The organism is Shewanella sp. SM21, from assembly GCF_025654335.1.
Taxonomy (GTDB): domain Bacteria; phylum Pseudomonadota; class Gammaproteobacteria; order Enterobacterales; family Shewanellaceae; genus Shewanella; species Shewanella oncorhynchi.
Genome location: NZ_JAKKRL010000009.1, coordinates 19,288 through 37,508, shown reverse-complemented (window position 1 = coordinate 37,508; position 18,221 = coordinate 19,288). Strand labels below are relative to the sequence as shown.

Annotated in this window: 19 protein-coding genes; 13 read left to right on the top strand and 6 right to left on the bottom strand. The window is 44.9% G+C overall.

The window, feature by feature from the left end; all coding sequences use genetic code 11:
• Positions 1 to 129: 129 nt before the first annotated feature.
• Positions 130 to 672, bottom strand: a complete 543-nt coding sequence (locus L5L94_RS13405) for a hydrolase (RefSeq protein ID WP_168824640.1) — start codon at positions 670 to 672, stop codon at positions 130 to 132.
• A 344-nt stretch (positions 673 to 1,016) separates the two neighbouring features.
• Between L5L94_RS13405 and L5L94_RS13400 the strand changes: the two genes are divergently transcribed.
• The 5 genes from L5L94_RS13400 (at position 1,017) to aroG (ending at position 5,861) form a co-directional block, all read left to right on the top strand.
• A complete protein-coding gene (locus L5L94_RS13400) occupies positions 1,017 to 1,355 on the top strand; it encodes a P-II family nitrogen regulator (RefSeq protein ID WP_028761800.1) in 339 nt (112 codons plus the stop codon).
• A 10-nt stretch (positions 1,356 to 1,365) separates the two neighbouring features.
• The gene (locus tag L5L94_RS13395; protein ID WP_263163584.1) at positions 1,366 to 2,616 is read left to right on the top strand and encodes an ammonium transporter; all 1,251 of its coding nucleotides are present in this window, start codon (positions 1,366 to 1,368) and stop codon (positions 2,614 to 2,616) included.
• Positions 2,617 to 2,794: 178 nt separating this feature from the next.
• Complete coding sequence (locus L5L94_RS13390) at positions 2,795 to 3,133, top strand: hypothetical protein (protein ID WP_263163583.1); 339 nt, start codon at positions 2,795 to 2,797, stop codon at positions 3,131 to 3,133.
• A gap of 127 nt (positions 3,134 to 3,260) precedes the next feature.
• Positions 3,261 to 4,454, top strand: coding sequence for a tetratricopeptide repeat protein (locus L5L94_RS13385; RefSeq protein ID WP_263163581.1), 1,194 nt, complete (start codon positions 3,261 to 3,263; stop codon positions 4,452 to 4,454).
• A gap of 351 nt (positions 4,455 to 4,805) precedes the next feature.
• Positions 4,806 to 5,861 (top strand): 3-deoxy-7-phosphoheptulonate synthase AroG, encoded by a 1,056-nt coding sequence (aroG, locus tag L5L94_RS13380; protein WP_263163580.1) that lies wholly within the window; start codon positions 4,806 to 4,808, stop codon positions 5,859 to 5,861.
• A 103-nt stretch (positions 5,862 to 5,964) separates the two neighbouring features.
• On the opposite strand, the gene L5L94_RS13375 is transcribed toward aroG, so the two are convergent.
• Positions 5,965 to 6,141, bottom strand: coding sequence for a hypothetical protein (locus L5L94_RS13375; protein WP_105250227.1), 177 nt, complete (start codon positions 6,139 to 6,141; stop codon positions 5,965 to 5,967).
• A 472-nt stretch (positions 6,142 to 6,613) separates the two neighbouring features.
• Between L5L94_RS13375 and L5L94_RS13370 the strand changes: the two genes are divergently transcribed.
• Positions 6,614 to 8,410, top strand: a complete 1,797-nt coding sequence (locus L5L94_RS13370) for an ABCB family ABC transporter ATP-binding protein/permease (protein ID WP_263163578.1) — start codon at positions 6,614 to 6,616, stop codon at positions 8,408 to 8,410.
• 79 nt (positions 8,411 to 8,489) lie between these two features.
• A complete protein-coding gene (locus L5L94_RS13365; RefSeq protein WP_105250225.1) occupies positions 8,490 to 8,747 on the top strand; it encodes a hypothetical protein in 258 nt (85 codons plus the stop codon).
• 108 nt (positions 8,748 to 8,855) lie between these two features.
• On the opposite strand, the gene L5L94_RS13360 is transcribed toward L5L94_RS13365, so the two are convergent.
• The 3 genes from L5L94_RS13360 to L5L94_RS13350 form a co-directional block, all read right to left on the bottom strand.
• Positions 8,856 to 9,065, bottom strand: coding sequence for a hypothetical protein (locus L5L94_RS13360; protein WP_105250224.1), 210 nt, complete (start codon positions 9,063 to 9,065; stop codon positions 8,856 to 8,858).
• A 151-nt stretch (positions 9,066 to 9,216) separates the two neighbouring features.
• Complete coding sequence (locus tag L5L94_RS13355) at positions 9,217 to 10,707, bottom strand: FMN-binding glutamate synthase family protein (protein ID WP_105250223.1); 1,491 nt, start codon at positions 10,705 to 10,707, stop codon at positions 9,217 to 9,219.
• A gap of 11 nt (positions 10,708 to 10,718) precedes the next feature.
• On the bottom strand, positions 10,719 to 11,336 hold the full coding sequence (locus tag L5L94_RS13350) for a SixA phosphatase family protein (RefSeq protein ID WP_263163576.1): 618 nt from the start codon (positions 11,334 to 11,336) through the stop codon (positions 10,719 to 10,721).
• A gap of 226 nt (positions 11,337 to 11,562) precedes the next feature.
• On the opposite strand from L5L94_RS13350, the gene L5L94_RS13345 reads away from it, so the two are divergent.
• The 3 genes from L5L94_RS13345 (at position 11,563) to L5L94_RS13335 (ending at position 13,752) form a co-directional block, all read left to right on the top strand.
• Positions 11,563 to 12,177 carry a DUF5610 domain-containing protein gene (locus L5L94_RS13345; RefSeq protein WP_263163574.1) on the top strand — a complete coding sequence of 205 codons (615 nt, stop codon included), beginning with the start codon at positions 11,563 to 11,565 and terminating at the stop codon, positions 12,175 to 12,177.
• Between the two features lie 136 nt (positions 12,178 to 12,313).
• Complete coding sequence (locus L5L94_RS13340) at positions 12,314 to 13,063, top strand: ferredoxin--NADP reductase (RefSeq protein ID WP_105250220.1); 750 nt, start codon at positions 12,314 to 12,316, stop codon at positions 13,061 to 13,063.
• A 92-nt stretch (positions 13,064 to 13,155) separates the two neighbouring features.
• Positions 13,156 to 13,752: a glutathione S-transferase N-terminal domain-containing protein gene (locus L5L94_RS13335; protein WP_131525196.1), complete on the top strand. Its 597-nt coding sequence runs from the start codon at positions 13,156 to 13,158 to the stop codon at positions 13,750 to 13,752.
• Between the two features lie 14 nt (positions 13,753 to 13,766).
• Here L5L94_RS13335 and L5L94_RS13330 read toward each other — a convergent pair whose 3' ends face one another.
• On the bottom strand, positions 13,767 to 14,168 hold the full coding sequence (locus L5L94_RS13330) for a hypothetical protein (RefSeq protein WP_263163572.1): 402 nt from the start codon (positions 14,166 to 14,168) through the stop codon (positions 13,767 to 13,769).
• A 220-nt stretch (positions 14,169 to 14,388) separates the two neighbouring features.
• On the opposite strand from L5L94_RS13330, the gene L5L94_RS13325 reads away from it, so the two are divergent.
• From L5L94_RS13325 to L5L94_RS13315, 3 genes are all read left to right on the top strand, one after another.
• Complete coding sequence (locus L5L94_RS13325) at positions 14,389 to 15,396, top strand: Fe(3+) ABC transporter substrate-binding protein (RefSeq protein ID WP_263139687.1); 1,008 nt, start codon at positions 14,389 to 14,391, stop codon at positions 15,394 to 15,396.
• 76 nt (positions 15,397 to 15,472) lie between these two features.
• Positions 15,473 to 17,104: an ABC transporter permease gene (locus L5L94_RS13320; protein ID WP_131525199.1), complete on the top strand. Its 1,632-nt coding sequence runs from the start codon at positions 15,473 to 15,475 to the stop codon at positions 17,102 to 17,104.
• The gene (locus L5L94_RS13315; RefSeq protein ID WP_105250215.1) at positions 17,104 to 18,183 is read left to right on the top strand and encodes an ABC transporter ATP-binding protein; all 1,080 of its coding nucleotides are present in this window, start codon (positions 17,104 to 17,106) and stop codon (positions 18,181 to 18,183) included. Before L5L94_RS13320 ends, L5L94_RS13315 begins: the two co-directional genes overlap by 1 nt.
• Positions 18,184 to 18,221 lie beyond the last annotated feature (38 nt).

Genomic DNA, 18,221 nt, shown 5'->3' with positions numbered 1-18,221 from the left:
TCGATATGAGCTAACCCCTCATGCAAACAAAAGCCCTCGCTGACTCAGTGGGGGCTTTTTTATGGAAAAAATATCGAGTAATGTCAGGCGTTGGTCATGCTGGCTGAAGAAATACCACGGGCTAAGTCGCTATTTGATCAGTTTTAATAATGCCCTAAAGCGCTCGCCTTGGGCTTGATGTTGTAATTCAAATAATAGCGATTCCACGTTAGTTAATAAGGCGCCTCTGGCCGTCATCATCTGAATACCCAGTTTTTTATTATCGGCACTGCGTGACGAGACGCCATCTGCGACGAGATGCACCGAATATTGCTGTTCGATAAGGTCACAACAGGTTTGGTAAACACACACATGGGTTTCAATACCCGCGAGTATGACGTGTTTGCGATTCGTCTTAGTTAATGCCTTTGCAAACGCGTCACAGTGCCAGCCGCTAAAATGCTGCTTGGCAATGGGTGAGCTGGTTTTCGCAAGTAAAGTTTGCAGCTCAGGGCTAGTTGCTCCGAGTTTATCGGGTAGCTGTTCTAACCACAGTATTGGAATTTCAAATAATTGTGCGCCTTGGATTAAGGTCTGTAGTTGTTGATGCAGCTTGTCACTGTTATCCATGATTTGTGCAAGTTTTCCTTGCACATCGACGATAACGAGAACACATTCTTCTGGTTTTAACATCGGGCCTTCCTTCTGCGCTTGATGATTGTCTTAGTGATGATCTTCGCTTTTGTTTAAGAGCTTGTGTTGTGATGCTCAGATTTCATCTCGATTTACGCTTCCCCCAGTAGACCCTAATTTAACCTTGTTACCAATAGGCCTAAGGTCGAATAGCTGTCGCACTTAAACTGCTCACTAAAAGAGTGCATCGCACCAGTTAGTGCTCGATTATGGTGCATTTTTAACCTTAAAAAATAGTGTTAAACAATTTAAATCAATAATAATCAATGGATTAAATTGTTGGCCTAATGATTGAATTACCTTTGATACAAGTTAATAACAATCGCGTTTTTTTGGAGGTCAGGATGAAACTAGTCAGCGCTATCATCAAGCCGTTTAAGTTGGATGATGTCCGTGAAGCTATCGCCGGAATTGGTATTGAGGGCATGACGGTGACCGAAGTGAAAGGTTTTGGCCGTCAGAAAGGGCATACAGAGTTGTATCGCGGCGCCGAGTATCAGGTGGATTTTTTGCCAAAAGTAAAACTAGAAATTGCCACTAAGGCTGAAAATCTCGACATGTTGATTGAGGCCATTACCACTGCGGCCCATACGGGGAAAATTGGTGACGGTAAGATCTTCGTCGTTGATTTAGAACATGCTATCCGTATCCGTACGGGTGAACTTGATACTGAAGCGCTATAAGGGGCTGACAATGGAAGAATTAACGAAATTAGGCGGTACAGTCACTGAACTACGCTTTGCACTCGATACCTTTTACTTTTTGATTTCTGGCGCTTTAGTCATGTGGATGGCGGCGGGATTCGCTATGTTAGAAGCGGGTTTAGTTCGCTCTAAAAATACCACTGAAATTTTAACTAAGAACGTTGTGCTGTACGCGATTGCCTGTGTGATGTATCTGTTGGTTGGCTATAACATCATGTATGTGGATAACACTGAAGGTGGCTGGTTACCGTCAATTGGCACCTTAATTGGTTCGCAATCAGCAGATGCGAGCCATGCATTAGAATCTGACTTCTTCTTCCAAGTTGTATTTGTGGCAACGGCGATGTCAATTGTCTCTGGTGCTGTGGCGGAACGGATGAAGTTGTGGGCTTTCTTGTTCTTCTCTGTGGTGATGACAGCGGTTATCTATCCAGTAGAAGGTTATTGGACTTGGGGCCAAGGTTTTATCGCTAAACTGGGCTTTGTAGACTTTGCTGGTAGCGGTATTGTGCATATGACGGGGGCGACCGCGGCGATTGCTGGCGTAATATTGCTCGGTGCGCGTAAGGGGAAATACGGGCCTAATGGTCAAGTGAATCCTATTCCAGGCTCTAACTTGCCAATGGCAACCTTAGGTATGTTTATTCTGTGGATGGGCTGGTTTGGCTTTAACGGCGGATCGCAATTAATGGTGTCGGATGCGGCGAATGCAAGCTCAGTGGCGAAAGTGTTTGTGAATACCAATACTGCAGCGGCTTTTGGTGCTATCTCTGCTCTTATCGTGTGTAAGATGATTTGGGGTAAAGCGGATTTGACCATGATCCTTAACGGTATTTTGGCTGGATTAGTGGCGATTACGGCAGATCCTCTCTCGCCTTCATTGTTAATGGCGGGTGTGATTGGTTTAGTGGCGGGCGGCGTGGTGGTGTTCTCGATTGTGGGCTTAGATCGCATTAAGATCGACGATCCCGTCGGTGCGATTTCAGTACACGGTGTGGCTGGTTTCCTTGGCTTAATGTGTGTGCCATTATCCAATGCCAATGCAAGTATTACCGGACAGTTGACGGGGGCAGCGATCATTTTCACTTGGGTATTCTGCTCATCATTTGCAGTCTGGTATGTGATTAAGATAACCATGGGGATCCGTGTTACTGAGGAAGAAGAATACAACGGTATGGATGCTTCTGACTGCGGTATTGATGCCTATCCTGAGTTTGTTACGGTCAAAAATGCGGGCTGATTAAACTTGCACATTAACGCGTGATTCACCTTGATGCTTAGCTTGGATCGAGGGATAGTGAAGCAGAGCTTAGGCTCTGCTTTTTTATGGGTAATCACTGTGATTGAAGTTTAAGTACAGGGTCATAAGCTTAATTACTGAGCAATTCTGTTTTCTTGCATAAATTAAGGAGTGTTCTATGAGCTTGAATATAAAAACAATAGGTCAATTTTTGCGACTAAGTCTTATCGTCATTTCTGGCTGGATATCGGTTTCTGCCTTTGCAGGAGAAGTGATCGTTAATCGCTCAAGTGAGCCTGTCGATGCCTTTGCCGTGCGTGATCAAGTGCTCAAGGATTTTGAATGGCAGGAGTCGCTTCGTCGCCAGCAGCAAATCCAAATTCTGCAGGCTTTACCCTCAGGTTGCGTTACGGTCATGAAACCCTATCGACATTTTACCTGTGGAGAGCATAACTATCGGCCGTATGATTATCAGCAGCGTGAGTTATACATAGAAGTTGACCGACCTTCACAATAGTTAATTCGTTAAATTATTTGCAATTATTTTCAATCGATCGCGATTATCATTTTTTGTAACCATTTTATGTCGTCTTTTTCACCATTTGTAATAAGCTCAAATAGGAGCTAATGGTGTGGGAGGGCGTATGTCGAAACTATTCCGAGCCGTATACTTGAGTACGATCTTGAGCGTTGTATTCAGTCAATTGTTTGCTTGTAGCTCGACGACCATTGAGCCTAATCCGTCGGATCTTGAGTCGTTACTTGCCGATTCACTGTTTACCCCTGTGGCCGATATACCTTCTGTTGCGGATATCTTTTATCTGCCACCCGAGGTTGTGACAGACGTAAAACGTCGCTATGGGATATACACTTTGTCACACAATAACAACATGTTAGCCAATGAATGGTTAGCTAGTTATATCAATGCGAGTCAAACCAATAGCGCTAACATTGATTTTCGATATCAAGATAATCTGACCCAAATTGCCCGTGAAACCTACGCCCAAAAGGCGGGTAATTGCATGTCTTTAGTGGTCATGACTTCTGCGTTAGCGGACATATTGAATGTGAGTGCTGAGTATCAAGATATTGCGATAGAACCCGTATGGGATAAGCAAGGTGATTTCTATTTAATCAATGGGCATGTGAATTTACGCTTACTTCCACCTGAAAACGCACATTCAGTTTATGTGTCATCTGCCGCAGTTTTAGTGGACTTTATGCCGGAGCGAGCTCTACGGGGATACGGTAAAACCCAAGTGGATCGGCAGACCTTAATCAGTATGTTTTACAACAACATGGCGGCAGAGTCTTTGGTGAACGGTGATTTAGACAGGGCCTATGCCTTGATCAAAGCGGGTTTAAAAGTCGGCCAGTTTGTTCCTTCACTCAACACGCTCGCCATTATTTACCGGCATAAAGGTGATGAAAAGCGGGCCGAACAGGTTTATCGCTATGCACTCAAGTTTGATGCGAAGAATCTGACAACGCTTTATAACTTAGCCTTGATTTTAGGGGAGCAGGGGCGGCTTGATGAATGGGCCGAAATTAATAAAGTGCTTGAATTAGCGCGAATACGTAATCCCTATTATTACTATGACATGGGGCAGCAAGCCTATGATGAGCATCAATACGACGAGGCCTTGGCTTGGTATCAAAGGGCGTTGGCAAAAGCGGATTATCGTCATGAGTTCTTCTTCGGTTTATCTAAAACCTACTGGGCGCTGGGGGACGAAAAGCGTGCCAAACTGAATATGGATAAAGCCTTGGCTTTGAGTCGAGATGAGTCAGAGCGTCAACGCTATCAGAGCAAGTTACAAGTCATGTTACAGCATTAGCATTTGCCCGCTCTTTTCTATAGAGAGCTGGCCATCAATTATGCTTATTACGGGTAAACATCTTTGCTTGCTAACATAGGGCACCTAAATACACTTGCAGCAAATATGTTTATTCCTTTTTATCCGCCATATTCGATTTTGTTCATCAAGGCTGTGAGTTAGCTGGCATATTTGAATTTTTATTTTTTTAAAATATATTAAAACAATAAGTTATATTTGATTTTTTGAAATGGAGACAACTTGGTTGCATTGGCGCTTGAGACTCGATAAATTGAACTCAGTATTGCAGTTGAGATCCCTTATCGCAGCGATAGAAATAGCCTAAAACACCAGCGTTGGAGCAGTAAAATTATGTATTACCAAAATGATGACGTTCGCATTAAAGAAGTAAAAGAGTTACTTCCACCTATCGCGATTCTTGAACGATTTCCTGCTTCCGAAAAAGCCTCTGCGACTGTGTTTAATGCGCGTAATAGTATCCATAATATTCTGGCTAAGTCTGATGATCGTCTATTAGTGGTGATTGGGCCTTGTTCTATCCACGATCCCAAAGCTGCGTTGGAATATGGACAGCGTTTGGTCTCACTGCGTGAACGTTATAAAGATCAACTCGAAATTGTGATGCGAGTGTATTTTGAAAAACCAAGAACCACAGTGGGTTGGAAGGGGCTGATTAATGATCCTTACATGGATAACAGCTTTAAACTCAATGATGGTTTACGCACCGCCCGTAAATTATTAGTGGATTTGAACGACAGCGGTATGCCAACCGCGGGTGAGTTTCTTGACATGATCACCCCACAATATATGGCTGATTTAATGTGCTGGGGAGCCATTGGCGCCCGTACGACAGAATCTCAAGTACACAGAGAGTTAGCCTCGGGTCTTTCTTGTCCGGTCGGCTTTAAAAATGGTACTGATGGCACGATCAAAGTTGCTATTGATGCGATAGGTGCTGCCAATGCACCACACCATTTTTTATCTGTGACTAAGTTGGGCCATTCGGCGATCGTTTCGACTAAGGGCAATCCTGATTGCCACATTATTTTACGGGGTGGCCGCGAGCCCAATTATAGCACGCCGCATGTCACTGAGATTAGCCAGCAATTGTTAAAAGCAAAGCTTGCCGACAACATCATGATCGACTTTAGCCATGCGAATAGTAGTAAAGAGTATCAACGTCAGTTAGTGGTTGCTGAAGATGTAGCTGGTCAAGTGGCGGCGGGAAATACTGCTATTTTTGGTGTTATGGTAGAAAGCCATTTAGTGGAAGGTCGTCAAGATCTTATTGAAGGTCAAGAGTTATGCTATGGGCAGAGTATTACCGATGCGTGTATTGGTTGGGATGATACCGAGCGTCTATTAGCCATTTTGAACCAAAGCATTATCGAACGCCGTCAGGTTTAATTGTCTGCTCGAGCGAACATAAACCGCAACTATACCTGAGTTAGCCGTTAACGATTGCGGGTTAAGTAAAAACAAAGGCGCTATCCTGGCGCCTTTGTTTTATCTATTTATTGCTTATTTCAACAATGTATTCATTTGCTTTGGCTAAGCTACCAAAGGCGGCAATAAGGTTGTTTCTACCTTTATCTTGTATCTCTGGATTGCCTGATTCGATCATCATCCACACCCAAGTTTGGATCAGTGGTAATGGCGGGTATTGAACTTTAGCGGAATCCAACATAAAGCTTCCTTTGATCTTAATTTAATTTGTTTATCTTAATATTCTCGCTAGAACTTGGGCGTATGAATCGCAAAATCTAGCGCGTAGAGGTTAACAAATTCTATTGATTTGTATAACCGCCTCCATGGCATTTTGGGCAAAACGGCAAAAATAATCAACAGCAGCAACTTTGTGCCAAGCCTTCTTCCATTGCACTCTTATCCTCTTACATACGGCTCTGAGGTTAAGTAAAACGGTACATGCCTGAACACAAATTAGTATAAATTCATTTATTGTGAATACGCCAGTGTAATGCGTAAGTATGATGTTTTGGCTTTAAATACAATCAAAATAGCAGATGAGTATGTCGTGAATAAGTCTATTTGTCTGTCAGGAAAATCTGATTGATTTTATTCAGACTTTGCTAGTTTCGCTTAGCTTATGTCCGGTGTGAACTGTTACAATTGGCATAACTCATTCAAGGTTATGTCCTATGCGCCCAACGTTATATTTTGAAGGTCCAGTCGATAAATTAAACTGGCACGTCATGAAACTGCTTTGGCCTTACTTATTGGAATACAAAGGCCGTATTGCGTTGGCGATGTCATGCCTCATCATCGCTAAGCTGACCAGCGTGGCTCTGCCTTTTATTCTGAAGCATTTGGTCGACACCTTAGATGCCGATAAAACTGCGCAAGCCCTCAGTGTGCCCGTAGGATTAGTGTTGGCCTATGGCGCGGTACGTTTACTAACGGCGATTACGGGGGAGATCCGCGATACCTTGTTTGGCCGCGTAACCGAGCGGGCGATCCGCCGTTTAGGCTTAGCAGTATTCGACCATTTACACCGACTGGACCTCGACTTTCATCTAGAGCGCAAAACCGGCGGCCTATCCCGCGATATTGAACGCGGCACCAGCGGCGTGAGTTTCCTCATGCGTTTTATGGTGTTCAACATAGTGCCAACCTTGCTCGAAATTGTCATGGTGATCGGCATTTTCTTTTATAACTACGGCATTGCGTTTGCGGCAATCACTTTTGTTGCTGTGCTGGCTTATATTATTTTTTCTGTGGTCGCGACCGAATGGCGTACTGAGTATGTACGTGATGCGGCCAAGGCTGACTCGTTATCGAATACCCGCGCCATCGACAGCTTGCTGAACTATGAAACGGTGAAGTATTTTAATAATGAAAAGTATGAGTCGCAGCGCTATGACCAAGCGCTTGAACAGTGGGAAGTCGCTAAGCGTAAGAATCGTTTATCTTTGTTTGCGCTCAATGGTGGACAAGCTGTGATTATCGCTTTGGCGATGACGGCTATGATGGCGCTGGCGGCATACAGAGTCACCTATGGCGATATGACCTTAGGTGATTTTGTGTTGATTAATGCGTTTATGATGCAGCTCTTTTTACCCCTTAACTTCTTAGGTTTTGTGTATCGCGAAATTCGCGGCGCGTTAGCCAATATTGAGCGCATGTTTAGCTTGCTCGATAAACATCCTATGATAGTCGACTTACCCCAAGCACTCGATTTTCAACCCACTAAGGGTGAGTTGATATTTGAAAATGTTAATTTTAGCTACGATGAGCGGCAAATTCTGCGGGACGTGAGCTTTAAGGTTGAAGCCGGTAAAAAGGTGGCTGTTGTAGGTGATAGTGGTGCAGGTAAATCGACCCTGATTAAACTGCTGTTTCGATTTTACGATGTGGACCAAGGTGCGATTAAAATCGATGGACAAGATATCCGCCATCTCACCCAAGATGCGCTGCGGCGTGCCATCGCCATAGTGCCGCAGGATACCGTGCTGTTTAACGATTCATTAGTCGAAAACATACGTTATGGTCGCCCAGACGCGACTGATGAAGAGGTGCGTAACGCGATTAAATTAGCGCACTTAGAGCAATTTATTGCATCACTTGCCCTTGGTTGGGACACAAAGGTGGGTGAGCGCGGCTTAAAACTCTCTGGCGGAGAAAAACAGCGTGTCGCGATAGCAAGGGCCATTTTGAAGGGCTCGCCAGTGCTGGTGTTTGATGAGGCGACATCTTCACTCGATAGTCGCTCCGAGCAAGCTATTTTGTCGGCACTGCGGGAAGTCGCTAAGGGGCACACTAGCCTAGTGGTGGCTCATAGGTTATCGACCATAGTCGATGCCGATCAAATAGTCGTATTAAGCCAAGGAGAAATAGTTGAGCAAGGTAATCATCAGACTTTGCTGTTGGCAAATGGTCTCTATGCCAAATTATGGCGGATACAAAATGAGCAACAACATACTCCTCTGAGCAGTTAATAGCGTAATACAGTTCAGTCTTTATTCAGCTTCGGCTCTCTATACTCAATGCCAACACATCAATCGGAAGAGATCTGGCATGGAAAATATTACACTGAGAGCTAATATTGAAGGCAAAGAAGAAAAAGTCGCCACTGATTGGTATGCCATCATGGCGACATTGAAAAAACGTGGTGTTGATTATGATTCATTGCAACGTATTCATGCTGAATTGAATGCGGGCCTGTTGGTTACAACTCGGCGACTTACCTTGGCTAAAGTCAATCCAGAAATGGTGCTGGCAGGTGTGATCCGCGATATGAACGCGCCGACAAGTGACTTTATGGGTATGCGTTAGGTGTGTTCGCTAGTGCTTTAGTACAGTTTAGGTGAGAACGTACGAGAATAGAGGTGAGCCTCTATTCTTGATGCTCTAGAGAGACTCCAGAGATAAAATATGACTGAATTAAGCTACGCCGTTCAGCTTCCCCGCTTTCCAACCTTCACATAAAAGATTCAATTTAGGTACTGACTCATCTATCAAAGTGAGTCGAATGATCTGCCCTTCGCGAAAACACACCAGTTCACCTTCGATCTCGGTCAGGCGATTACAGCTCTTACAGCTAGTGCTTACAGTTTTACTGGCGGGCAGTTGGCTTACGAAGCTAGATTTCAAAGTGTTTCCTTAAGTTCAATTGTGGGTAAGACATTTGAATAATGTCTCACGTCACGGATCTTACCTCTTTTGTGATACGCATTCAAATATACCTTATGTAAACCCTATATAAACGAAAGTTGTATTCGCCATTAACCGCGAGGGTTCGCGGCTACTTATCCATATGTGCATAGTATTTATCGAGTGAAATGGATAAACCGCTATCGAGTACAATTCGGACATGTGAGGGTTTGAGTTGTCTTGGTTCTGTCACTCCGCAAGAGTGCGCAATTAAGGCTAAGTCATGGTGTAAATTATGATTATAGTTAGCAACACGAGCCGATTTATCCCTAGGATCGAGTCCTTGTTGTAGCTTGGGATTGTGCGTTGTGATGCCCGTTGGGCAGGTATCTCTATTGCACTGTAAGGCTTGAATACAACCTAGGGCGAACATATTGCCGCGGGCCGATGCGATGAAGTCTGCACCTAATGCTAAAGCCCAAGCGACTCTTGATGGCACTATGAGTTTACCCGAAGCGATGACTTTGATGCGTTTACGCAAGCCTCGTTGGATCAAGACATTAACTAGGATTGGTAAGCTTTCCTTCAGTGGTAATCCGACATAATCCATTAAAGGTTGTGGTGCAGCGCCTGTGCCGCCATCGGCACTGTCTAAAGTAAAGAAGTCGGGGGCAGAGTCTTCGCCACGACGTTCGATTTCATCACATAAATCTTCGAGCCACTGTACGTCACCGAGTACGGCCTTAATGCCCGTTGGTTTACCGGTAACTTCACGTACTCGTTCAACCATATCCAAAATATCGTTCACGGATTTGAATTCAATATGACCATTAGGGCTAATAGAGTCATAACCCTGAGGAATACCGCGGATATGGGCAATTTCAGCTGTGACTTTGATCCCTGGTAAAATGCCACCTTTACCCGGTTTAGCCCCTTGACTCATTTTAATTTCAAACATTTTGACTTCGGGATGAATGGCTATCGACTTGAGCTTTTCATCGTCTAAATGTCCGTGCTCATTACGTACACCGTATTTGGCTGTTCCAATTTGAAAGACGATATCGCAGCCACCTTTTAGATGATAAGGGCTCAAGCCGCCTTCACCTGTGTTAAGCCAGCAACCCGCCTGCGCTGCACCGTGGGAAAGGGCGGTAATTGCTGGGCGCGATAGAGCTCCAAAGCTCATGGCTGAAATATGACAAATAGCTTGAGTCGTATAGGGTTGGCGGCAATTGGTGCCAATTGTCAGTGGATGAATGGGTGTGATCTCTTCATCTTGGGTTGGGAAGGCGGTATTCATAAACATAATGGTACCAGCATTATCTAAGGGGCGAGTTGAACCAAAGGCGATAGTTCTATCGACATTTTTAGCCGCGCGGTAAACCCAACTGCGTTCTGCACGGTTGAAGGGCAGTTCTTCTCTGTCTTGGGCGAAAAAGTATTGTCTAAAGAACTCGCCTTGTTTCTCGAACAGATACCGAAAGCGACCAATTACTGGGTAGTTATGTCTTACCGCTTGTTTGGTCTGCATTTTATCTGCGATATACATGTAAATAACCGCGAGTACAGCGAGTCCTATTACAATCAAAAACAGCCCTGAAAATAGATCGAGTCCCCACATAAACCAATTGAGTTCACTCATGTTATTTATCCTTATTCTTGTCCGTAACGGGTGGCGATCAAGCTCGCAGGTTGGTCATCATTAAGAGAGAGTAAAAACAGCTGGCTATAGTCATCTTCGCTGGTCGCTTGGATCTCTGGTCCGCCAAGGGCTTTAATGATCAGTGGGACAGTGTTTGAATGCCCAACGATGAGTGTATTGCCCTTTACAGCATGCACTTGTTCGACAATGTGTTGAATATGTCCTTCGATAGGTTTGGCTGCTTCTACTATCGTCACAGGTAAATGGCGAGCCTCGGCGATGGGCGCGAGTGTTTGTTGGGTTCTTAGGTATTGAGTCGCAATAAGTTGCGACAGCGGCGTGCGGCTCAAGGCAGTGATCAGTGATGCTGCGCGTATTTCTCCCTTGGGTGATAACTGCGGGTTATTGGCTGGCGTGTCGGCTTTTTCCGCATGTCTGACTAAAATAATTAGTCTGCTCTCCGCATGAGCTTGGCTAATGGGAGTAAAGCCGAGGCAAGTGAATATGACGAGGCTTGTTAGCAGGCTAAAGCGTTTTATATTGATACCCAGATTATGCTTAAAATAGTGCTTAAGGATTAGTGTAAACCCGTGAAAGCGGAAATGACTCAAACTGCGGCCTGCTGCCATGGTGTAACATCCTTTTCTATTGGCTTATGTCTAAGCTCAGCGATAGTAATGATCTGCATTGCGGTGGGTTGGCGCTTTATGCACCTTATTAAAGAATGAACCCACTTAATTTATGTGGGCCTTATCATGGCCTTGTGGTCAGATGGTACTTCAATTCTAAAAATTACTAAAGCTGGTTAAATTTTGGTCGATAATTAAGTCGACCCGAATTGAATGGATAGTCATCATGGAAATCAATAAACCCCCTCAAGTGCAAAGTACTCCTTTGCCACAGAAAAAATATGCTGAAAACACGGCGTCTAAGGGCACCGAAGTGAGTGATTCGAAGGACGCGAAAGCCACAGAAGTAACCTCGAAGCAAACTGCGCAGCAAACGAGCAAGCAGCTGATGAATCAAGCGATTTTATCGGCACAGCAAGATGTGAATATCAAGTCAGGCGATCAGTCTATGGCCTTGCTTTATCGCGCAGCGATAGAGTCGATTAATAAAGAATTAGCGCCCACTATGGGCGAGAACGCGATTCAGACGGCTTACGATAATGGCGTAGATACTTCTCCAGAAGCGACTGCAGATCGTATCGTGAGTTTTGCGACGCAGTTTTTTAGCATTCACCAACAACAAAATTCGGGTATGAGTCTAAGTGATCAACTCGATAGCTTTATGGGGATTATTGGCGGTGCCATCGACAATGGCTTTAAAGAGGCTAAAGATATTCTGTCCGGCCTTAAAGTATTGCAGGGTGATATTGCCGATGGTGTCGATAAAACCTACAGCTTAGTGCAAGAGGGGCTGCAAGCCTTTAGAGATAGCTTTAACAAGAAGACTGATGAGACAGCATAGAGTCCGAGTTAATACCTCAGTATTTTCAGTTCTATATTCAGCGTTATAGTCATAAGCCCCTTATATAAGGGGTTTTTGTTGTGCAGAAAAAAGTCTATGCTGGAAGCCTATTTAACGTTTCGCTTGAGGGCAAGTTATGTGGATTAGGGGACAAGTGATAGAACGTATTGATTGGAGTGATAAGTTATTCTCATTGCGCATTGCTGCCGAGTTAGCTCCATTTATTCCTGGTCAGTTTATCAAGTTAAGTCAAATGCAAGATGATAAGCGTGTGGCTAGAGCCTACTCCTTAGTTAATTCTCCCGATAAACCCTATGCCGAGGTGCTCGCCGTTGCGGTAGAGGATGGCCTGTTATCGCCTCAATTACACAACCTTGCAATAGGCGATGAAATTGAAATTACCTCAACCGCGACTGGTTTTATGACCTTAGCTGAAATTCCTAAGGGTGAACTCCAAGGGAAGCATTTGTGGTTTTTAGCCACAGGAACAGCAGTAGGGCCATTTTTGTCTATGCTCGACACCGATGAACCTTGGGAGCGTTTTGAAAAAGTCGTGCTTGTGTATGGCGTGCGCGAGGCACAGGATTTGGCATATCTTGATAAGCTGCGTAATTTAGAACGCAAATACCCTGAACAATTTACATTAGTCTTGAGTGTGACCCGTAAACCCTTTGCCGATGCTTTACAGTGCCGCATTCCCGAGGGAATAGTCTCGGGTGAAATCGAAAAAAAGGCAGGACTAACCTTAAACGCAGCTGACTCTCAAGTTATGATCTGCGGCAATCCGGGTATGATTAATGGTGCGCAAGCCGCTTTACTCGATAAAGGGTTGGTGAAGAATTTACGCCGTGCTCCTGGGCAAATTACCGTTGAAAAATACTGGTAATCTCAATTTTACATAGAAGGCGAGAGTAAACTTGTTGCCGTTCTTGCCCCTAAAAAGCCATAGCGTTTAATGCAAACAAAAGGAAATTTTTGATGAAGTTGTTAAGTTCTCAAGCTTCGCCCTATGCCCGTTGTGTAAGAGCCTTAATCCAGTATCTAGGGATTAACAATATTGAAGAGCAGTTAGTTAATCCCTTTGAAAACAGCGCAGAATTACTCGATGCTAACCCGTTAGGACAGATCCCATGTCTTATTACCAACGATGGTGTAGCACTATTCGATAGTGAAGTGATCATGCGTTACCTAGATGCAGAGCTTGGCGATCGTAAGATGTTTGGGATCTCAAATAATAACTGGGTGCTGGAGTGTCAGTATTCTTTAGTCAAAGGCTTAATCGATAGCGCGGTGAAATTACGCCAAGAGCAAATGCGTGAAGAAGAAGGCGTGAGATCAGTATTTTGGACTGCACGTTTTGAACAAGCACTGCTGCGCGGCCTTATGCAGATTGAGCTTCAAACTGTGATCACCCAAACCACGATTCAAGCACCGCAATTAGCCTTGATTTGCTTACTCGATTATGTGGATTTTAGACATCCAGAGCTAGATTGGCGTAAGGTTGCACCTGCGACAGCACTTTGGTTCAGTGAAATGCGTGATTTACCTGCATTTATTCAAACTCGTCCCCAATAATCCGCAGAGGATGCTCAACCGTCGGTTGCGCGTCTTCCTCTTGGCCTATCACGGCGATTTTGTTCACCAAAAGCGCCGAATAACTCACGAGTAACCCCATATTCTACTCTGCGATCATTGCCTAGTTGGCGCCTGTCTTCATGGTGTTGATAGCGGCATTGGCAGTTTGCCATAGTGCATTCTTCCATCGGAATTTCGGGCGCATCTTTCGATAAAAATCGTTTTCCAGAAAGCGCTTCAATCTGCTCACAGCAACTGCCGTTATTCACTATGCTCACACTGTGAAAACTGTGAGTTTTATTAATACTGGGATCTGCAGCTTGAGAAGAGTGTTTATGTCTTTTGGGACTAGTATTGAGTTTGAATAAGCCAAATAGCACAATTGCGGCTACGCCTAGCAGCAAAACAGTTAACATAACGCCTCCTGAAAGCATTTTTATCAAATTAAGGTTCAGTTTAGTTTGATTTGAGATAATCTCAAATTTTCAGATTAATACCATTAAAAACATAAAGTTAATTAGCTGCTTGCTCTCAAGTTCTGTATCTATTACTCTTGCGAAACTGATAAGCATTATCATTAATGCGTTAGTGTTCAAATTTTACTGAACACGTCATCACTTTGGGGAGAATTCGGTAATGAAATGGGTAACTTGCGCGGCTATTGTTGGGTTAATGTCGGTTGGGCATTCAGCGAATGCAGATGATAAATTAACCGTTTATTCTTATCGTCAAGCTTTCTTGGTGGAGCCTATCCTGACGCGTTTCACCGAAGAAACTGGCATAGGTGTGAATTTGGTATTTGCTAAAGACGGTATTGCCGAGCGTCTCGTCCGTGAAGGCCGTTTATCCCCAGCGGATCTTGTGCTGACGTCTGATTTTTCACGTTTAGTTGAATTAGTGGATAAAGATCTAACCTCTCCAGTCAAAAATCCCCTGCTAGAGAGCAATATTCCTGCGCAGTATCGCGATCCCGATGGCCAGTGGTATGCCCTGACTATGCGGGTGCGAAATCTCTATACAGCCAAGGATCGTTTAGGCCAGCAGCAATTGACCTATGAAGAATTAGCCGATCCCAAATACAAAGGAAAGATTTGTACTCGCAGTGGTAAACATCCATACAACATAGCGTTAGTCGCATCTATGATTGCTCATCACGGTGAAGCTGAGGCAAAAACTTGGTTACAAGGCGTGAAAACTAATTTAGCCCGTAAACCTCAGGGGAACGACAGGGGGCAAATTGCCGCAGTAAAAGAAGGTGTGTGTGAGATCGCCATTGGTAATAGCTACTATTACGGCAATATGTTGCAGGATCCTGAGCAAAAGGCGATTGCCGAAGCTGTGACGCTCAACTTCCCGAACCAAGCTGACCGCGGTGCCCATGTGAATGTGTCTGGCATGGTATTAACTCGCCATGCGCCTAATAAAGCCAATGCGATCAAATTGATGGAGTTCTTATCCGCCGATGTTGCTCAGAAGGCCTATGCCGATGTGAATATGGAATATCCAGTGAAAGCCGATGTGGCACCTTCATCTTTAGTGGCTTCATGGGGTAAGTTTAAGTCAGATCAATTGCCCATTTTTAAGTTGGCAGAATATCACCAAGCGGCGGTTAAGCTATTAGATGAAGTGCAGTTTGATCTCTAGCTCCAGTGCTAGCGACAAAATGCAGATTTAGGTTATCAGCGCCAGTGATTGGCGCTGTGACGTTTTAAGGATTGACATGATTTTAGGATTAGCCAGAAGCTGGTCGCTTGCTGGTTATGCCGTGGCCGCCTTGCTGGTATTGCCACTATTTGCGTTGATATTTCAAGCTTTTCAGCCTGACGAAGCCGTGTTTGGGCACTTGATGGCAACGGTTCTGCCGACATATATCATTAATAGTTTATTGCTGATTTTCTGGGTGAGTCTGGGGGCGTTATTACTCGCGTTACCTTGCGCTTGGTTGATGGCTCGTTGTGACTTTGTAGGCAGGCGATATTTGCAATGGGCGCTATTATTGCCCCTCGCTATGCCTGCGTATATTGTTGCCTACGTCTATACCGATTTACTCGATTATGCGGGGCCAGTGCAGCGCGGTCTTCGTTCGATATTTGGCTGGGACTCACCGCAGGATTATTTCTTCCCCGATATTCGTACCTTAGGCGGCGCGGCGTGTATGTTGTCGCTGGTATTGTTTCCCTATATTTATCTCTTGGCGCGTACCGCTTTTATGGAGCAATCCTTAAGTTTGGCGCATGCTTCGCGCATTATGGGCTGTTCACCGTGGCAAAGTTTTTGGCGTTTATCTTTGCCTATGGCAAGGCCTGCGCTCGCCGTTGGGGTGGCTTTAGTGGCGATGGAGACGGCCGCTGATTTTGCAACGGTTAACTATTTTGCCGTGCCCACCTTAACGACAGCCGTGTATGACACTTGGTTGGGTTATGGCAATTTGACCGCCGCCGCTAAGTTATCGGCGATTATCTTGCTGGTGGTATTTAGTCTGATTGGATTTGAGCGTTTTGCCCGTCGTAAACAGCAGTTATTCCAAAAACAATCACGTATACAAGTCACTGACTTGTATCGACTCTCGATGACTCAAACCTTGGTCGCACTCAGCTTTTGCGGCATGCTATTGCTATTAGCCTTTCTGTTACCTTTCGGGATTTTATTATCCTATGCGATTGGTTACTTTGAACAAAGCTGGGATAAGAGTTTTTGGCAATTGAGTCTTAACAGCCTCAGTCTTGCGCTGATCACCAGTTTACTCTGTTGCTTAATCGCCTTACTGCTTATGTTCGTTCGCCGGATAAGCCCAAGACAGAGTGATGCTTTGCCCTCACGGTTAGCTTCGACGGGCTATGCCTTACCAGGCACTGTGCTGGCTATTGGGGTATTAGTGCCTTTAACTATGCTAGATTTTGCGATTAACGATCTGGCGGATCTTGTCGGCATAGCAGGTCCTGGTCTTATCCTTACAGGCAGTGTGATGGCATTGATTTTTGCTTTTTGTGTGCGTTTCGTGGCAATTGCGATTGGCAGTGTTGAAAGCAGTTATAAACGCATCTCGCCATCGCTAGACATGGTGAGCCTGACCATGGGGCAAACTCCTAGGCAACTTTTGCGGCGGGTGCATTTGCCTTTACTTGCCAAGGGATTGTTTGCGGGCGCTTTATTGGTGTTTATCGAAAGCATGAAGGAACTGCCCGCTGCGTTATTGCTGCGGCCTATCGGTTTTGAGAATCTTGCAACTTATGTATTCCAGTTTGCGTCCGATGAAAAACTCGAGCACGGCGCATTAGCTGCTATTGTGATTGTACTGGTGGGTTTAGTGCCGCTTATTTATTTAAACCGTTCATTGGAGCATCACAGCTGATGACAAGTACGCTCAAGCTTAAGCAAATTCATAGTGATTATCAGGGCCAGCAAGTACTTAAAGGTTTGAGTTTAACGCTCGCCCAAGGGGAAATCTTGGCGTTGTTAGGCCCAAGCGGTTGTGGCAAGACGACCTTATTACGTGCGGTTGCTGGATTACAGGCCATAAGCCAAGGTGAAATCCAGATTAATGGTCGCATAGTGAGTGGCGATAGCCAGTTTGTACCTAGCGAGCAGCGCGGCATCGGCATGATTTTTCAAGACTATGCGCTTTTCCCTCATTTGACTGTGGCGGAAAATATCCTCTTTGGGGTGGCTAGATTGTCGGGCGCAGAACGTCAGGCACGTTTGGATGAAATGCTAGCCTTGGTCAAACTTGAAGGGTTGGCACAGCGTTATCCCCATGAATTATCTGGCGGTCAGCAGCAGCGAGTTTCGATTGCGCGAGCACTTGCCTATGAGCCACAGTTATTGCTGCTCGATGAGCCTTTTTCCAATATTGATGCCCAAGTGCGCTACGAGATGATGGCGGAAATTCGCAGCATCTTAAAACAGCGTAATGTCAGCGCGGTGTTTGTTACTCATAGCAAGGATGAAGCCTTTGTATTTGCAGATACTTTAGCCATCTTTAATCAAGGCATCATAGTGCAGCATGGTAGTGCCGAAGCCTTATATGCCGCCCCAAACAGCCGCTATGTGGCGGACTTTTTAGGTAGCGGTAATTACTTACCTGCAGCAGTGTTTGATGGGCACAGTGTTGTCACTCCCATCGGTCATTTAACCAGCCTCACGCCATTAAATTTGCCGAGCGAGTTCAGCGGAACAGTATTCTTGCGACCACAGCAATTGACGCTCAGTGCCGATGAACAGGGCGTTGGTACTATCACTGAGCGACGTTTCTTAGGCGCCTTTTGTCATTATTGGGTCAAAATTGAAGCCGCTTCCCATGCTTATTATGTGGAGGTGCGTAGCCAAATGATGCAGCTCACTATCGGCCAAAAAGTTGGGGTAACGACTGAGCCGCATTCGCTTGTGTTGTTTGAATCTTCAGCATATTCAAACTGTGGGGACCCAATCTAAGCGATGAGTAATTATTTAATGCAGATATGACATAGCCA

What these genes read in the sequence shown, in the direction of transcription:
- L5L94_RS13405 (WP_168824640.1), bottom strand. Translation starts at nt 672, where the DNA reads ATGTTAAAACCAGAAGAATGTGTTCTCGTTATCGTCGATGTGCAAGGA.
- L5L94_RS13400 (WP_028761800.1), top strand. Translation starts at nt 1,017, where the DNA reads ATGAAACTAGTCAGCGCTATCATCAAGCCGTTTAAGTTGGATGATGTC.
- L5L94_RS13395 (WP_263163584.1), top strand. Translation starts at nt 1,366, where the DNA reads ATGGAAGAATTAACGAAATTAGGCGGTACAGTCACTGAACTACGCTTT.
- L5L94_RS13390 (WP_263163583.1), top strand. Translation starts at nt 2,795, where the DNA reads ATGAGCTTGAATATAAAAACAATAGGTCAATTTTTGCGACTAAGTCTT.
- L5L94_RS13385 (WP_263163581.1), top strand. Translation starts at nt 3,261, where the DNA reads ATGTCGAAACTATTCCGAGCCGTATACTTGAGTACGATCTTGAGCGTT.
- aroG (WP_263163580.1), top strand. Translation starts at nt 4,806, where the DNA reads ATGTATTACCAAAATGATGACGTTCGCATTAAAGAAGTAAAAGAGTTA.
- L5L94_RS13375 (WP_105250227.1), bottom strand. Translation starts at nt 6,141, where the DNA reads ATGTTGGATTCCGCTAAAGTTCAATACCCGCCATTACCACTGATCCAA.
- L5L94_RS13370 (WP_263163578.1), top strand. Translation starts at nt 6,614, where the DNA reads ATGCGCCCAACGTTATATTTTGAAGGTCCAGTCGATAAATTAAACTGG.
- L5L94_RS13365 (WP_105250225.1), top strand. Translation starts at nt 8,490, where the DNA reads ATGGAAAATATTACACTGAGAGCTAATATTGAAGGCAAAGAAGAAAAA.
- L5L94_RS13355 (WP_105250223.1), bottom strand. Translation starts at nt 10,707, where the DNA reads ATGAGTGAACTCAATTGGTTTATGTGGGGACTCGATCTATTTTCAGGG.
- L5L94_RS13350 (WP_263163576.1), bottom strand. Translation starts at nt 11,336, where the DNA reads ATGGCAGCAGGCCGCAGTTTGAGTCATTTCCGCTTTCACGGGTTTACA.
- L5L94_RS13345 (WP_263163574.1), top strand. Translation starts at nt 11,563, where the DNA reads ATGGAAATCAATAAACCCCCTCAAGTGCAAAGTACTCCTTTGCCACAG.
- L5L94_RS13340 (WP_105250220.1), top strand. Translation starts at nt 12,314, where the DNA reads ATGTGGATTAGGGGACAAGTGATAGAACGTATTGATTGGAGTGATAAG.
- L5L94_RS13335 (WP_131525196.1), top strand. Translation starts at nt 13,156, where the DNA reads ATGAAGTTGTTAAGTTCTCAAGCTTCGCCCTATGCCCGTTGTGTAAGA.
- L5L94_RS13330 (WP_263163572.1), bottom strand. Translation starts at nt 14,168, where the DNA reads ATGTTAACTGTTTTGCTGCTAGGCGTAGCCGCAATTGTGCTATTTGGC.
- L5L94_RS13325 (WP_263139687.1), top strand. Translation starts at nt 14,389, where the DNA reads ATGAAATGGGTAACTTGCGCGGCTATTGTTGGGTTAATGTCGGTTGGG.
- L5L94_RS13320 (WP_131525199.1), top strand. Translation starts at nt 15,473, where the DNA reads ATGATTTTAGGATTAGCCAGAAGCTGGTCGCTTGCTGGTTATGCCGTG.
- L5L94_RS13315 (WP_105250215.1), top strand. Translation starts at nt 17,104, where the DNA reads ATGACAAGTACGCTCAAGCTTAAGCAAATTCATAGTGATTATCAGGGC.